13 protein-coding genes are annotated in these 14,309 nt (G+C 64.6%); 7 read left to right on the top strand and 6 right to left on the bottom strand.

From position 1 onward, the window contains the following. Positions 1–8: 8 nt before the first annotated feature. The 5 genes from IVB05_RS02970 to IVB05_RS02990 all read right to left on the bottom strand — a co-directional run bounded on the left by IVB05_RS02970 (position 9) and on the right by IVB05_RS02990 (position 5,180). On the bottom strand, positions 9–1,334 hold the full coding sequence (locus IVB05_RS02970) for an MATE family efflux transporter (RefSeq protein ID WP_247782946.1): 1,326 nt from the start codon (positions 1,332–1,334) through the stop codon (positions 9–11). Positions 1,335–1,336: 2 nt separating this feature from the next. Next, positions 1,337–2,071 (bottom strand): MBL fold metallo-hydrolase, encoded by a 735-nt coding sequence (locus IVB05_RS02975; protein WP_247782947.1) that lies wholly within the window; start codon positions 2,069–2,071, stop codon positions 1,337–1,339. A gap of 24 nt (positions 2,072–2,095) precedes the next feature. Continuing rightward, positions 2,096–2,398, bottom strand: coding sequence for a DUF6460 domain-containing protein (locus IVB05_RS02980; protein ID WP_247782948.1), 303 nt, complete (start codon positions 2,396–2,398; stop codon positions 2,096–2,098). A 107-nt stretch (positions 2,399–2,505) separates the two neighbouring features. After that, a complete protein-coding gene (locus IVB05_RS02985; protein WP_247782949.1) occupies positions 2,506–4,146 on the bottom strand; it encodes a cisplatin damage response ATP-dependent DNA ligase in 1,641 nt (546 codons plus the stop codon). Further along, entirely contained in the window at positions 4,143–5,180 is a 1,038-nt protein-coding gene (locus IVB05_RS02990) for a ligase-associated DNA damage response exonuclease (protein ID WP_247786569.1), read from the bottom strand. Before IVB05_RS02990 ends, IVB05_RS02985 begins: the two co-directional genes overlap by 4 nt. Before the next feature lie 175 nt (positions 5,181–5,355). Between IVB05_RS02990 and IVB05_RS02995 the strand changes: the two genes are divergently transcribed. The 5 genes from IVB05_RS02995 (at position 5,356) to IVB05_RS03015 (ending at position 11,557) form a co-directional block, all read left to right on the top strand. Next, positions 5,356–6,282 (top strand): methyltransferase domain-containing protein, encoded by a 927-nt coding sequence (locus IVB05_RS02995; RefSeq protein WP_247782950.1) that lies wholly within the window; start codon positions 5,356–5,358, stop codon positions 6,280–6,282. Positions 6,283–6,389: 107 nt separating this feature from the next. After that, positions 6,390–7,619, top strand: coding sequence for an ABC transporter substrate-binding protein (locus IVB05_RS03000; protein ID WP_247782951.1), 1,230 nt, complete (start codon positions 6,390–6,392; stop codon positions 7,617–7,619). 220 nt (positions 7,620–7,839) lie between these two features. Further along, a complete protein-coding gene (locus IVB05_RS03005) occupies positions 7,840–10,419 on the top strand; it encodes a ligase-associated DNA damage response DEXH box helicase (RefSeq protein ID WP_247786570.1) in 2,580 nt (859 codons plus the stop codon). A 51-nt stretch (positions 10,420–10,470) separates the two neighbouring features. After that, on the top strand, positions 10,471–11,142 hold the full coding sequence (gene pdeM, locus IVB05_RS03010) for a ligase-associated DNA damage response endonuclease PdeM (RefSeq protein ID WP_247782952.1): 672 nt from the start codon (positions 10,471–10,473) through the stop codon (positions 11,140–11,142). Between the two features lies 1 nt (position 11,143). Further along, a complete protein-coding gene (locus IVB05_RS03015) occupies positions 11,144–11,557 on the top strand; it encodes a hypothetical protein (RefSeq protein WP_247782953.1) in 414 nt (137 codons plus the stop codon). Positions 11,558–11,569: 12 nt separating this feature from the next. Here IVB05_RS03015 and IVB05_RS03020 read toward each other — a convergent pair whose 3' ends face one another. Further along, positions 11,570–12,433 (bottom strand): LysR family transcriptional regulator, encoded by an 864-nt coding sequence (locus IVB05_RS03020; RefSeq protein WP_247782954.1) that lies wholly within the window; start codon positions 12,431–12,433, stop codon positions 11,570–11,572. Between the two features lie 96 nt (positions 12,434–12,529). On the opposite strand from IVB05_RS03020, the gene IVB05_RS03025 reads away from it, so the two are divergent. Both IVB05_RS03025 and IVB05_RS03030 read left to right on the top strand, forming a co-directional pair. Next, the gene (locus IVB05_RS03025) at positions 12,530–13,453 is read left to right on the top strand and encodes a DMT family transporter (RefSeq protein ID WP_247782955.1); all 924 of its coding nucleotides are present in this window, start codon (positions 12,530–12,532) and stop codon (positions 13,451–13,453) included. A gap of 11 nt (positions 13,454–13,464) precedes the next feature. Next, positions 13,465–14,244 carry an MBL fold metallo-hydrolase gene (locus tag IVB05_RS03030; RefSeq protein ID WP_247782956.1) on the top strand — a complete coding sequence of 260 codons (780 nt, stop codon included), beginning with the start codon at positions 13,465–13,467 and terminating at the stop codon, positions 14,242–14,244. The last annotated feature ends 65 nt before the right edge of the window (positions 14,245–14,309 follow it).

Raw genomic sequence — 14,309 nt, forward strand, 5'->3', positions numbered from 1 at the left:
CATCCGGGCTACGAGCCAAACGACCTCCTCAACAGCGCCGGATACCGCAACGCCTCCAGGCCGCCGCGGGCGGCGTAGTGCACCAGGAACGCGGCCCACAGCCCGGCATTGCCGAACGACCGCAGCGCAAACCACGCGGCGACAAAAATGAGCAGCGCCAGCACCATCAGGTTGCGCATGTCGCGTGCCCAGGTGGCGCCGATATAGACGCCGTCATAGGCAAAGGCGAATACGCCGAGCAGCGGCGCGAAGATCACGAACGGCAAATAATCCCGCGCGATGCGGCGTACGTCCACGCTCGCCGTCATGATGTCGATCAGCGCCGGCCCGAACAGCAGGAAACATGCGGCGACCGCGAGCGCAAAGCCAAAGCCCCAGATGACGACGACCTTCACCGCCCCGGCGAAAGCGTTCTTGTCGCGCGCGCCATAGGCGCGGCCACAGAGCTGCTCGGCGGCGTTGGCGAGGCCGTCGAGGAAGAAGCCGCTGATCATCAGGAAATTGCTCAACACCGCGTTGGCCGCGAGCGTCACGTCGCCGGCGCGTGCTCCCTGCGCGGTGAAGAACAGGAAGGCTGTGATCAGCGCCGCGGTACGGATCAGGATGTCACGATTGACCGAGAGCATCCGCAGCAGCTTTGTGCGGTCGAACAGCGTCGCGCGCGAAATGGCTGGTTGCCCGCGGGAGAGACGCTGCGCGATCAAAATACCGAGCAGGAGCCCGGCCGCCTCGGCGATGAGGGCTGCGATCGCAGCGCCTGCGATGCCGAGGTCGAATACCAGCACCAGCAGCATCGTCGCGATCATGTTGGTCACGTTGATCGCGACCTGTGTCGTCAGCGCCAGCGTGGCGCGCGCCTGTCCGATCAACCAGCCGAGCACCACGTAATTGGCGAGCGCCAGAGGCGCCGACCAGATCCGGATGGTGAAGTAGGTTTTGGCGGCGCGTGTCACGCTCTCGCTGCCGCCCATCGCGCCGAGCAGGACCGCTGCAAGCGGGATCTGCAACGTGATCAGGGCCGCGCCAACGAGCGATGCGACAATCAAGCCGCGTACGAGGATCGCGCGCAGTTCCTGCGCTTCGCCGGTGCCAAGGGACTGCGCCGTAAAGGCGACCGTGCTCATGCGCAGGAATCCGAACAGCCAGAACATGCAGTCGAACAGCACCGAGGCCATCGCCACGCCGCCGAGCATCGCGGCATCGCCGAGCCGGCCGATCGCCGTGGTCGAGACGATGCCGATCAGCGGCGTGGTCAGGTTCGCGAGCATCGCGGGACCGGCGATGGCAAACACCTGTGCCGTCGTGACCCTGGATGGAGTTACGGGCGAATGCATGCCTAGAGCTCGACGGCCATGCCGTCATGGGCGGCCGTGTAGGGCAGCTCATCCAGCCGGGCGAGCATGTCGTCGCTCATATGCGTCAGCACCAGCCGTTTGGCGTTGATCTCGGGAAGGTGCGCTTCCAGCGTCTTCAGGCTGAGATGGTTCTTGACGATTTTGTCGTAGTAGTAGGCCTCGGCAATGAACAGGTCCGCGCCGCGAGCCGCCGGGATCAGCGTATCAGTCCACTCGGTATCGGCGCTGTAGGCTATGATGCGGCCCTCGGCCTCGATGCGATAGGCCAGGAATGGCCCGCCGGATTCGCCGTGGACGAGAGGATACGGCGTCACCTTGACCTCGCCAAAAATCCGGCTCTGCTCCGGTTCGAGCGCAACGACCGAGAGATCGAAGCGCTGCTTTGTCTTCGAGGAATGCTCGAACAGCGCTTCCATCAGGCTGGCGAGCTTGGTTTCGATGCCTACCGGCCCGGCAATGACGAGTGGACGGGCGCGCCGCGTGAACTGCGCGTCCAGCAGCAGGAACGGCAGGCCGCCAAAATGGTCGCCGTGGAAATGCGTGATCAGGACCAGATCGATCTCGTCGCGCGCGATCCCGAGACGCTTCAGCGCGGGCAGCGACGACGCGCCGCAATCGATCAGGAAATTGACGCTAGTGCCCGTGACGTGGAAGCAGGTGTTGAACCTGCCGCCCGACCCGAGCGCGTCGCCGCAGCCGACAAATCGCAATTGCATCGGCTGCTCACCGCCTGTGAGTGATTATCGCCCGCGGGGGCTGCCGAACAGCCGCGACAACAGCCAGATCGGGATCACGATCACAGCGCCGAGCAGGAAGTAGCGCCACAGCCAGTTGACGGCGTCGAAGCCGAGATCCCACAGCCGCCGGAACAGGGTCTGGATGCTGTGCAGGATATTCCAGGGATCGAATCCGATGGCGGCGAGCACCACGCCGACCAGGATCGACAGCAGGATCAGCCGGAACGCCACCGCCAGCGGCGAGCCGCCGAGGAAGCGGTACAGGCCGTCATTGCTGGTCGGCAGGTCTCTGACTTCGTTCGGCATCGGTCTCTCCTCGCGGGTCGCGCGCATTATAGGCACGGCGGGGCAGATGGGGAACCCGCTCGTATCAGTCAATGGCCGCCATGCGCCCTTGAAATGTTAATTTGCCGTCACGTCCTTAGCATTCGCTCCAGCGTCTCCAGCCGGTCGGCCTCGCGCGGCGGCTTGTCCCAGCGCAGCCGGCTGATGCGCGGAAACCGCATCGCGACGCCGGATTTGTGCCGAGGCGAGCGCTGCAACCCCTCGAAGGCGACCTCCAGCACCAGGCCCTGGTCCGGCTCGTGCACGACATGGCGCACGGGGCCGAATTTTTCCGTGGTGTTACGGCGGACGAAACGGTCGATCTGCAGGAGTTCCTCGTCGGTGAAACCGAAATAGGCTTTTCCGACCGGCACCAGCTGCTCCCCGTCCTCGCCCGCGGTCCAGACGCCGAAGGTGTAGTCCGAATAATAGGACGAACGCTTGCCGTGGCCGCGCTGGGCGTACATCAACACCGCGTCGATGATGTGCGGGTCGCGCTTCCATTTCCACCACTGGCCCTTGGGTCGCCCCGGCAGGTAGGGCGCGTCGCGCCGCTTCAGCATGACGCCCTCGACCGCCTCGGCATCCTCGCCCGCACCGGCGCTGGCGGGCTCGGCACGCGCAGCCATCAGCGCCTCCCAGCTGTCGAAGGCAACCGTCGGCGACAAATCGATGCGCGGGTCGTTGAGTTTTCTGACAAAAGCCTCGAGATGCGCGCGGCGCTCGATGAACGGCAGCTCGCGCAGATCGTTTTCGTCGTCGCCGAGCAGGTCGTAGGCGCGCAAGTGAATCGGAAAATCCTTGATCAGTTTCGGCGAGACGACTTTTCGGTTCAGCCGCTGCTGCAGCACGTTGAAGGTCTGCACGCGGCCCTCGCGCAGCACCAGCAGCTCGCCATCGATGGCGCCGGGCAGATGCAGCGACGGCACGAGGTCGGGAAAACTTTTGGTAATGTCCTCGCCGGTGCGCGAATAGAGCCGTGCCTGCATGTGGCCGCGCTCGTCGCGGCCCGAGACCGCCTGCACGCGGATGCCGTCCCATTTCCACTCCGCGATGAAGTCGGTCGGATCGAGACTGCCGAAATCCGTATCCTCGATCGCATGCGCCAGCATGACAGGGCGGAACGGTGCGGGATCGCGGTTGACCGGCTTCTCGCCGCGGCCTTCCAGCCACGCGAACAGGTCGAGATAGGGCGGCGCCAGCCCCGGCCAGATCAACTCGATCTCGTGCGGGTCCTTGTCGCCAAGCGCGGCCGCCGCGGTTTTCGCCAGCCGCGCCGAAATCCCGATCCGCATCGCGCCGGTGACGAGTTTTAGCAGCGCCCAGCGCCCGGTCTCGTCGAGTTCATCGAGCCAGTGCGCGAGCTGTTTTGGGAGGTCGGTCTTGCCGAGCGTGCGAAGGGTGGTGACGACCTCCGAGAGGGTGGGGGGAGGCGGGTTGTTGTGGCCGGGCGGCTGTGTCTTCGGCCACATCAGCGCGACCGTCTCGGATAAATCGCCGACATAGTCATACGACAGCGCGAACAGCACCGGATCAGCGCGATCCATAATCAAATCACGGATCAGCCCCGGCTTGGCGTGCTTGAACGACAGCGCGCCGGTCAGCGCCGCCAGCGCGTAGCCGCGGTCGGGATCGGGCGTGTCGCGAAAATAGGCCGTGATCAGCCGCAGCTTGTTGTTGCGGCCGGGCTCATAGGCGAGGCGATCTAGCAGTTCGGCGAAATGGTTCATGCTTCGGCCTCGCCGGCCGCGACTACCTCGTGCTCCTCTTCATCGCCATAGCCGACAAGATCGAGTGGCCGCGCGGCAAGCCCGCGCGCCTTGCACCAATGCACCAGCGCGTCTTCCTGGCCATGCGTGACCCAGACCTCGCCGGCGCCGGTGGCCGCGATCGTTGCCGTCAGCCCGTCCCAATCGGCATGGTCCGAGATCACCAGTGGCAGTTCGACGCCGCGCTGGCGGGCGCGCGCCCGCACCCGCATCCAGCCCGAGGCGAAGGCCGTGACCGGATCGGGGAAACGTCGCGTCCAGATATCTGAGGTAGCCGACGGCGGCGCCAGCGTGATCGTGCCGGCGAGATCGGCCTTCTTCATCCCCTTCACCGGGCGCAGCTCGCCAAGCGCTATGCCACGGCTTTCATAATAGCGCGTGATCTCTTCCATCGCGCCGTGCAGATAAATTGGCGCGTCGTAGCCCTGCTCGCGCAGCACTGCGATCACGCGCTGCGCCTTGCCGAGCGAGTAGGCGCCGACCAGATGCGCGCGCTCCGGAAACAGCGCCACCGATGCCAGCAGCTTCTTCACCTCATCCGCCGCATCGCCATGGCGAAAGACCGGCAGCCCAAACGTCGCCTCGGTGATGAAGACGTCGCAGGGCACCACCTCGAACGGCGCGCAAGTCGGGTCGGCGGCGTCCTTGTAGTCGCCCGAGGCAACTATGCAGGTGTCCTTGCAGGTAACAGCAATTTGCGCCGAGCCCAGCACGTGGCCCGCGGGATGGAATTTGATTTTGACATCGCCGAGCGCGATTTCCTCGCCATAGCGCACGGCCTGTGTGCTGCGGGAAAAATTGTCGCCATAGCGCAGCCGCATCATGTCGAGCGTTTCCTGCGTCGCGAGCACGGCGCCATGGCCGGGCCGGGCATGATCGGAATGGCCGTGGGTAATCACGGCGCGCTCGACCTGGCGCACCGGGTCGATATGGAAGCCGCCCGGCTTGCAGCACAGGCCGGCGGCAGCGGGGATCAGGATGTCCTGCGGACGCATGCCTTCCATATAGGCGGTCCCGCCGCGATGTTTAGCCGTGCGATGTTTGGTCGTCATGCGCGGGCTTGACCCGCGTATCCATTTTTTGAAGAGTATCCTTTTATGATGGATTGCAGCGGCATCCCCGATCGAGGTCGGGGACAGGCGCCCGACGATGAAGAATTTGGTTCCTGAAATGCCTTCCCGCCTTTTTTTGTCTTCCGGCGATCTGATGGCCGACCGCCGGTTCGAATTTGCCCGCGACCTGCAATTGAAGGGCGATCTGCCCGCCGCCGCCGATCTCCTGATGCAGGCGATCGAGCTGGCGCCGAATTTCACGTCCGCCTGGTTCACGATCGCGGGCATCCGCGAAGAGCTTGGCGAGCACCTGGCGGCGGTTGCGGCGTATCAAAAGGCCCAGGCCAGCGATCCCGGCGACCGCCACGGCGCCGGGCTTCGATTGATGCGGCTCGGCGCCGAGCCCGTGTCCGGCATGCCGCAGGCCTATGTGCAAGCGCTGTTCGACCAGTATGCGCCGCGGTTTGAATCCTCACTCGTGGGCGATCTCGGCTATCGCGGTCCGGCGCTGCTGTTCAAGGCGGTGCTGTCGGTGCGATCGGCCGCCCGCAAGCCGGCGTTTTTCAAGCGCGCGATTGATCTCGGCTGCGGCACCGGGCTGGCGGCGGCCGCTTTCGCCCGCACGGTCGATCATTTCATCGGCGTCGATCTGTCGCCGCGCATGATCGAACGGTCGCGCGCTACTTCGCTGTATGCGGAGCTGGAAGTCGCCGACATGTTGCAGGGTCTGCGCGCGCGGCCGGACGCCAGCGCCGATCTCATTCTCGCCGCGGACGCCATGGTGTACGTCGCCGAACTTGCACCGGTTCTCGCGGAGGCCGCTCGCGTGCTGGCCTCCGGCGGGCTGCTCGCCTTCACCGCCGAAACCCATGACGGCGAAGGCGTCGTCATCGGCCAAGGGCTCCGCTACGCCCATGCTGCGGCTTACGTGCGCGCCGTGGTCGAATCCGCCGGCCTCACATTGCCCCTGCTGGAAGATCGCTCCGCCCGCAACGAGGACAACGCGCCGGTTCCCGGCCTGGTCGCCGTCGCCATGAGAACTTGAGTCTAGACGCTACGCGCTCGCCGTATAGCGGCATTGCGTGCGACATGTCTGCTATTGCCACTGACGCCGGAATGCCTGATCAAGACTCCCATAAGGGAGAAACAACAATGAAGAACAAGCAGACCCGGCGCGAATTCGGCGCCACCGCGCTCGCTACTGTCCTCGCATCCGCCATGCCCGCGCCATCAGTCTGGGCGGCGGAGAAGAAATACGATCCCGGCGCCAGCGACACCGAAATCAAGCTCGGACAGACCGTGCCGCATTCCGGGCCCGGCTCGCTCTATGGCGTGCTGGGGCGCGTCGGCGAGGTGTATTTTCAGATGCTGAACGAAAAGGGCGGCATCAATGGACGCAAGGTGAAATTCCTCTCCATGGACGACGCCTACAGCGCGCCGAAATGCGTCGAGGCGACGCGGCGGCTGGTCGAGCAGGAGGAAGTGCTGGCGCTGTACGGCTCGCTCGGCACCGCGCCGCAGACCGCCGTGCACAAATATCTCAACTCGAAGGGCGTGCCGCAGCTATTGCTCAACACCGGCGCGTCGAAATGGAACGATCCCAAGAACTTCAAATGGACGATGGCGGGCCTGCCGCTCTATCCGACCGAAGCGCGGATTCTCGCCAAGCATGTCGTGGGCGTGAAGCCGAACGCCAAGATCGGCATTCTCTACCAGAACGACGATTTCGGCCGCGATTTCCTCGCACCCTTCAAGAAGGTGCTGGCGGATGCCGGCGGCACCGCCAAGGTGATCATGGAGCAGACCTACGATCTGACCGAGCCGACGATCGATTCGCAGCTCATCAATCTCTCCAAATCGGGCGCGGATGTTTTCTACAATATCTCGACCGGCAAGGCGTCTTCGCAGTCGATCCGAAAATTGGCCGAACTTGGCTGGAAGCCGCTGCACCTGCTGTCGGCGGGCTCGACGGGGCGTTCGATTCTCAGCGCCGCCGGCCTTGAAAACTGCGCTGGCATCGTCGCGATCCGCTACGCCAAGGAGGTCGGCGTGCCGCGCTTCGAGAAGGATCCCGACGTGATGGCGTTCGAGGAACTGCGCAAGAAGTACCTGCCCAATGTCGATCCCGACAACACCATCGCCTTTGCCGGCTACGGCCAGGTGGTGGCGATGGCGGAGATCCTGCGCCGTTGCGGCGACGAACTCACCCGCGCCAACGTTCTGAAGCAGGCCACGACGCTGGCGGGCTTCCATTCCCCCTACATGCTGGACGGCGTAACCTACAGCTACACGCCCGACGACTACACGCCGATGAAGACGCTCTACATCTCGATCTTCAACGGCAAGGACTGGGATATTTCGGACAAGCCGGTGACGGAGTAGCGGCTCGGGTCGCGCGCCGCTGTTTCTTCTCCCTCTCCCCGTCCTTCACGGGGAGAGGGCAGGGGTGAGGGGCTCTCTCCGCGCAGACGGTCGGCGACGTGCTCGCGGAGAGAGCCCCTCACCCGGATCGCTTCGCGATCCGACCTCTCCCCGCGAAGAGCGGGGCGTGGTGACTTCCGAGGCCCTCGACGAACCGGCCCTGACGGCTTACCTCTTCTCCGTGCCGTCACTCGATCCCTTGCCCTTCACGCCGCTTGAAACGGCTGCGTTGCTGCCCGACCGCTTCCGGCGCTGGTTCGCGTCGCGCGGTTGGTCGCCGCGCGAGCATCAACTGGCGCTGCTGGCAAAAGCCAGCGACGACCGTTCGGCGCTCTTGATTGCGCCGACCGGCGCCGGCAAGACGCTGGCAGGATTCCTTCCGACGCTGGTGGAGCTGTCTTCTCCCGCCGCCTCAAAGGGCGGAGGCGAGAAGAGCCTCATCTCCACCGGCCGCACCGTGAAGCGCACCGGCGGCCTCCACACCCTGTACATCTCGCCGCTGAAAGCGCTCGCGGTCGACATCGCGCGCAATCTGGAGACGCCGATTGCCGAGATGGGGCTGCCGATCAAGGTCGAGACCCGCACCGGCGATACGCCGGTGTCGCGGCGGCAGCGGCAGCGGCGCTATCCGCCGGACATCCTGCTCACCACGCCAGAGCAACTGGCGCTGTTGCTGTCCTCCGACGACGCGCCGTTCCTGTTCTCGTCGCTCAAGCGCATCGTGCTCGACGAACTGCATGCGCTCGTCACCTCCAAGCGCGGCGATCTGCTGTCGCTTGGTCTCGCGCGACTGTGGCGGCTGGCGCCCGAGATGCGCGCGATCGGCCTTTCGGCGACGGTGGCCGAGCCGGAGTCGCTCGCGCGCTTTCTGGTGCCGCAGCGCGACGGCAAGGAAGTCTCCGCCGACATCGTCGTGGCCGGCGGCGCGGCGGCGCCCATCGTCGAGATGCTCGATACCCAGGAGCGGCTGCCATGGGCCGGCCATACCGCGCGCCATGCGCTCGGCGAAATGTACGAGCTGATCAAACGCAACAAGACCACGCTGATCTTCGTCAACACCCGCAGCCAGGCCGAAATGCTGTTCCAGGACTTTTGGCGCATGAACGACGACGGCCTCGCGATTGCCTTGCATCACGGCTCGCTCGACGTTGCGCAGCGCCGCAAGGTCGAGGACGCCATGGCGGCCGGAAAACTGCGCGGCGTGGTCTGCACCTCCTCGCTCGATCTCGGGATCGACTGGGGCGACATCGATCTCGTTATCAACGTCGGCGCGCCCAAGGGCGCCTCGCGGCTGATGCAACGGATCGGTCGCGCCAATCACCGGCTCGACGAACCATCGCGCGCCGTGCTCATTCCTGCCAATCGCTTCGAGGTGCTGGAATGCCGCGTCGCGATCGATGCCATCGCAGAGAACGCGCAGGACACGCCGCCCTTGCGCACCGGCGCGCTCGACGTGCTGGCGCAGCACGTATTGGGTTGTGCCTGCGGCGAGCCGTTTCTGTCGGACGAACTCTACGCGGAAGTGCTGACCTCGGCGCCTTACGCGTCGCTGACGCGAATCGATTTCGACGACGTGGTCGATTTCGTCGCCACCGGCGGCTATGCGCTGAAAACCTACGAACGCTTCGCGCGCATCAAGCAGGACAAGCAGGGCCGCTGGCGCGTCACCAACCCGCTGACGCGGCAGAGCTACCGCCTCAACGTCGGCACCATTGTCGAAGAGCCCATGCTGAAGGTGCGCCTGGTCCGCTCGCGCGGCGGCGGTTCGGGGTCGACCGGCATACTCGGGCGCGGTGGACGGATGCTCGGTGAAATCGAGGAATATTTCATCGAGGGGCTGGTGGTCGGCGACACCTTTGTATTCGGTGGTGAAGTGGTGCGTTACGAGGCGCTCGCGGAAGATCAGGTCTACGTCTCGCGCGCCAACGACATGGACGCAAAAGTGCCGTCCTATATGGGCGGCAAGTTCCCGCTCTCGACCTATCTCGCCGAGCGGGTCCGAAAGCTTCTCGACGACCGTCGTGCATGGAATGCGCTGCCGGATCAGGTGCGCGACTGGCTGTCGCTGCAAAAGAACTTTTCACTGGTGCCGGCGGTCAGGGAACTACTGATCGAAACCTTTCCCCGGGGCAACAAGCATTACCTCGTCTGCTATCCCTTCGAGGGACGGCTGGCGCACCAGACGCTCGGCATGCTCTTGACGCGGCGGATGGAGCGGGCGCGGGTGCGGCCGCTCGGCTTCGTCGCCAACGAATATGCGCTCGCCGTTTGGGGCCTCGGCGACATGTCATTCATGATCCGGCACGGCAAGCTCGATCTCAACGGCCTGTTCGATCCGGACATGCTGGGCGACGACCTCGAGGCGTGGCTCGCCGAATCCGCATTGATGAAGCGCACCTTCCGTACCTGCGCGGTCATATCGGGCCTGATCGCCCGCCGTTTTACCGGCGAGGAAAAGTCCCGCCGCCAGGTGCTGTTCTCCACCGACCTGATCTACGACGTGCTGCGCAAGCACCAGGCCGATCACGTGCTGCTGCGCGCTGCCCGCGCCGACGCGGCCGCCGGCTTGCTCGATCTCAAGCGTCTTGGTGATATGCTGTCGCGCATCCAAGGACGAATCACCCATCGGGAACTCGAACATGTTTCGCCGCTCGCCGTTCCCGTGATGCTGGAAATCGGCCGCGAGTCAGTTTATGGCGAAGCGGGAGATGAGTTGCTGGCGGAAGCCGCCGATGAACTCGTCAAAGAGGCAATGGGATAGACGGGAAGGCACGTGACGGCAGGGGCGCAATCTTCGGGAGACGATCAAGAGATGCGCGCCTCGAAGGTCATGGTTGCCGACGTCACGTTCGTTGCCGACCTCTCCGGCGCGCTGTTCTGGCAGGAGCAGCGTCTGCTCGTCGTCTCCGACCTTCATCTCGAAAAGGGCTCCAGCTTCGCCGCGCGCGGCGTGCTGCTGCCGCCCTATGACACGGTGGCGACGCTCGGCCGTCTCGCCGCCGTCATCGCGCGGCATGACCCGCGCATGGTGATTGCGCTTGGCGACAGTTTTCACGATCGCGATGCGCATGAACGGCTGTCGGCGCCCGACCGCGACGCGCTTTCGGCGATGCAGGCGCGGCGCGACTGGATCTGGATATCAGGGAATCACGATCCGGCCCTGCCGTCCGATCTCGGGGGCGTGGTGGCGAGCGAAGTCGCGATCGGCCCGATTGCATTCCGTCATGAGCCGACAGGCGCGGCGGGTGAAATCGCCGGCCACCTGCACCCCAAGGCCCGCGTTGCGACCCGGGGACGATCGATGGAGCGGCGATGCTTTGCGAGCGACGGCGAGCGCGCCGTGATGCCGGCGTTCGGCGCCTATACCGGCGGCTTGAGCATCCGCGATGTTGCGTTCGCGAAAATCTTTGGCGCGCCCGGCTTCATGGCGCACGTGCTCGGTGACAACCGCGTGCACAGAATCGCTGCCTCGCGGTGCTATTGAAATGGCTATGCTGCCGTCACTCCACGACGATTTCCTCGTCGCGTACGAAGTGAATTGCAAGACTCGCCAAATCAAGCTTTACGCAAAGCCTGATACAAGAGCCCCGAGACACGAAGAATGGACGGACTGCACAATCGTTTTCAACGGTGTTGAGGGATACCAATTTGAGAACGATGCGTTCGGCAACATCATCTATTCATTGGACGCTGTTCCCATTGAGCAATTGCTCGCCGAATTTGGCGCACAGATAGCGGAGTCCTATCACATGGCGGGTGCCCCAGGTCCTTGGGCAGCGGATCTGGCTTCCGCGTCCCAATTGTTGACATCAAAGGGCGTGCAGGGGTTCGTCCTAAGATCGTCGTATGGTCTCTCTGGCTGGGTACTCGCCAAGGAAGCTTTGGTCGAACAGACGTAGGCAGTCGGCCGCTCACGCCGCCTTCGCCTGCACTGTGCTGCAGAACTCGGCCAGCCGATCCGCCAGTCGCAATGTCGCGGGGCTTGCACCGGGAGCCGCTACCAATGCCACTTCGGTCCGGTCGATCGGTGCGAAGCCATCCTTGGCGGTCAGTACGCGATGGTCGGCCTGGATTGCGATTTCCGAAAGAATGCTCAGGCCCATGCCGGCGGCGACCGCGGCCTGGATGCCGGAGAGGTTGGAGCTGGTGTAGGTCATGTGCCACGAACGCCCGGCACTCTCCAACGCATGGATCGCGCCTGCCCGGTAGAGGCAGCCGGTGGGAAATCCGATCAGCGGCACCGAGCCGGTGCGCGTATCGCGCGGATGGCTCTTGCTGGTGACCCAATGTACGCGCTCCGGCCATACGGCGATGCCGCCTTTCTCGCCGGCCGAGCGCTTGAACAGCGCCAGGTCGAGCTCGCCGCGTTCGAGATCGCGCTTCAGATTGGCGCTTTGATCGGTGCGGACGTCGAGCCGTAGGCCGGGATGTGAGCGCGAGAATGCCGCCAGCAGTTTCGCCAGGCGATAGGCGGCAAAATCCTCGGGCACACCGAGCCGCACCGCGCCTTCGCTCTCGGGGCGCGCCACCACGTCGCGGGCTTCCTCGGCGAGCGACAACAGCCGCCGCGCGTAAGACAGCAGCCGCTCGCCGGCTTCGGTCGGCGTCACGTCCTTGCCGTTGCGGTTCAACAGCGGCTGGCCGACATCGTCCTCCAGCCGCTTGATCTGCTGGCTGACGGTCGATTGCGTGCGGTGAACGCGTTCGCCGGCACGGGTAAAGCCGCCGGCATCGACCACGCTGACGAAACTGCGCAGGAGCTCCAGATCGAGCATGCGAATGCTCCATTCATAAATCCACTGGATGTTAGTTTATCATTTAATTTCCAAATATCAAGGCGCGGGCCTAGATCAGGTGAAAGGAGATTTCCCATGTCGCTCGCGCCCTCGGTTGCGGTTCCCCGCGCCGGTTTCAATCCGCTTCCGCTCTTTATCGCGCTCTTCTGCCTGCTCTGGAGCTTCGCCTTCGTCGCCGGCAAGATCGGCGTCACCGATTGTCCGCCGCTGATCCTGCTCACGGCGCGATTTTCGCTGGCCGGCGTCCTGATCCTTGGCATTACGGCGCTGCGCGGCGAAGCGTGGTCCTCGCTCACCTGGCGCGACGCCGGCATCTTCGCGATCCTCGGCGTCGCCAATAACGCGCTCTATCTCGGCCTCGGCTATACCGGCTTGCAGACGGTGTCGGCCGGCCTCGGCGGTCTGATCGTCAGCGCCAATCCGGTGTTCACCGCCGTGCTCGCGGCGGCCTTTCTCGATGAGGCGCTGACCTGGCGCAAGGTGATGGGCCTGCTGCTCGGCATTGCCGGGGTTGGCTTCATTGTCTGGCATCGCATGTCGGTCGGCACGGATGACTGGCACGGTATCCTGTTCACGCTGGCCTCATTGGCCTCGATCGTGGCCGGCACCATCCTGTTCAAGGTGCTGGCGCCGAAGGGCAGCCTGTGGGTCGGCAACGGCGTGCAGAATCTCGCCGCGGGAATCGTGCTGTTGCCGTTCGCATTCACGCTGTCCAGCGCGGGTGACATCGTGCCGAGCGCGCGGCTGCTGGGCGCGTTCGCCTTCCTCGTGCTCGGCGGTTCGATCCTGGCCTATCTGCTCTGGTTTCATCTGTTGAAGGTCTGTGGCGCGACGGCCGCGAGCGCCTATCACTTCCTGATGCCGCCGCTCGGCATGCTGTTCGCCTTTCTCGTGCTCGGCGAACATGTCGAGTTTCGCGATCTGCTCGGGATCGTTCCCGTCGCCCTCGGCATTTATCTCGTAACCCGCCCCGCCGCAGCGGCTAGTCAAACTTCGTAAAGGAGCAAGTCATGACAGTTACCATCACCCTGATCGGCGGCCCTACCGCGCTGATCGAAATCGACGGCTTCCGCCTGCTCACCGATCCGACCTTCGATGAGCCCGGCGCCTATCAACTGCCGCATGTGAAGCTGGAAAAGTTGGTCGGTCCGGCGCTGAGCGCAGACGCGATCGGAGATGTCGACGCCGTGTTGCTCAGCCATGACCAGCATTCGGATAATCTCGATAATTCCGGCCGCAATTTCCTTAAGTCAGCCAAGCGCGTGTTGACGACGGAAGCCGGCGCGAAGCGGCTCGGTGGCAAGGCGGAAGGCTTTGCGCCGTGGGAGGTCACCGAATTGACCGGCAACAACGGTCATTCGCTCACCGTCACCGCGACGCCCGCGCGTCACGGCCCGGCCGGGATCGAACCGCTGTCGGGCGATGTCATCGGCTTCGTCGTTACGTCGAATAAGCCCGGCAGCCGTCCGGTCTATATCAGCGGCGATACAACCTGGTTCGACGGCGTTGCCGAGGTGGCGCGGCGTTTCAAAGCCGGCGTGGTCCTGCCATTCGCGGGCGCCGCGCAAACCCGTGGCCCCTTCCACCTCACCATGGACACCAACGATACTATCGAGACCGCACGCGCGTTTCCGGACGCGGTGATCGTTCCCGTCCATACCGATGGGTGGAAGCATTTCCGCCAGAGCGCGCAGGATTTGCGCGCCACCTTCGATACGCTGGGTTTTGGATCGCGATTGCGCATCCTGGAGCCGGGCGTTGCGACCGCGATCGAACCGCGCACCGCGTGACGGCATCGACGGCAGCTTGTCTGCCACGGCATCCTCGGGCAAGGTCGCCGTTCGGAACCTGCTCC

Origin of the sequence: Bradyrhizobium sp. 170 (genome assembly GCF_023101085.1) — a bacterium.
Taxonomy (GTDB): Bacteria; Pseudomonadota; Alphaproteobacteria; order Rhizobiales; family Xanthobacteraceae; genus Bradyrhizobium.

Coding starts and splice junctions, on each gene's coding strand:
- IVB05_RS02990 (WP_247786569.1), bottom strand. CDS start 5,180: ATGCGTCCGCAGGACATCCTGATCCCCGCTGCCGCCGGCCTGTGCTGC.
- pdeM (WP_247782952.1), top strand. CDS start 10,471: ATGCGCGCCTCGAAGGTCATGGTTGCCGACGTCACGTTCGTTGCCGAC.
- IVB05_RS03030 (WP_247782956.1), top strand. CDS start 13,465: ATGACAGTTACCATCACCCTGATCGGCGGCCCTACCGCGCTGATCGAA.
- IVB05_RS02985 (WP_247782949.1), bottom strand. CDS start 4,146: ATGAACCATTTCGCCGAACTGCTAGATCGCCTCGCCTATGAGCCCGGC.
- IVB05_RS03025 (WP_247782955.1), top strand. CDS start 12,530: ATGTCGCTCGCGCCCTCGGTTGCGGTTCCCCGCGCCGGTTTCAATCCG.
- IVB05_RS03015 (WP_247782953.1), top strand. CDS start 11,144: ATGGCTATGCTGCCGTCACTCCACGACGATTTCCTCGTCGCGTACGAA.
- IVB05_RS03000 (WP_247782951.1), top strand. CDS start 6,390: ATGAAGAACAAGCAGACCCGGCGCGAATTCGGCGCCACCGCGCTCGCT.
- IVB05_RS02980 (WP_247782948.1), bottom strand. CDS start 2,398: ATGCCGAACGAAGTCAGAGACCTGCCGACCAGCAATGACGGCCTGTAC.
- IVB05_RS02995 (WP_247782950.1), top strand. CDS start 5,356: ATGCCTTCCCGCCTTTTTTTGTCTTCCGGCGATCTGATGGCCGACCGC.
- IVB05_RS02970 (WP_247782946.1), bottom strand. CDS start 1,334: ATGCATTCGCCCGTAACTCCATCCAGGGTCACGACGGCACAGGTGTTT.
- IVB05_RS03020 (WP_247782954.1), bottom strand. CDS start 12,433: ATGCTCGATCTGGAGCTCCTGCGCAGTTTCGTCAGCGTGGTCGATGCC.
- IVB05_RS02975 (WP_247782947.1), bottom strand. CDS start 2,071: ATGCAATTGCGATTTGTCGGCTGCGGCGACGCGCTCGGGTCGGGCGGC.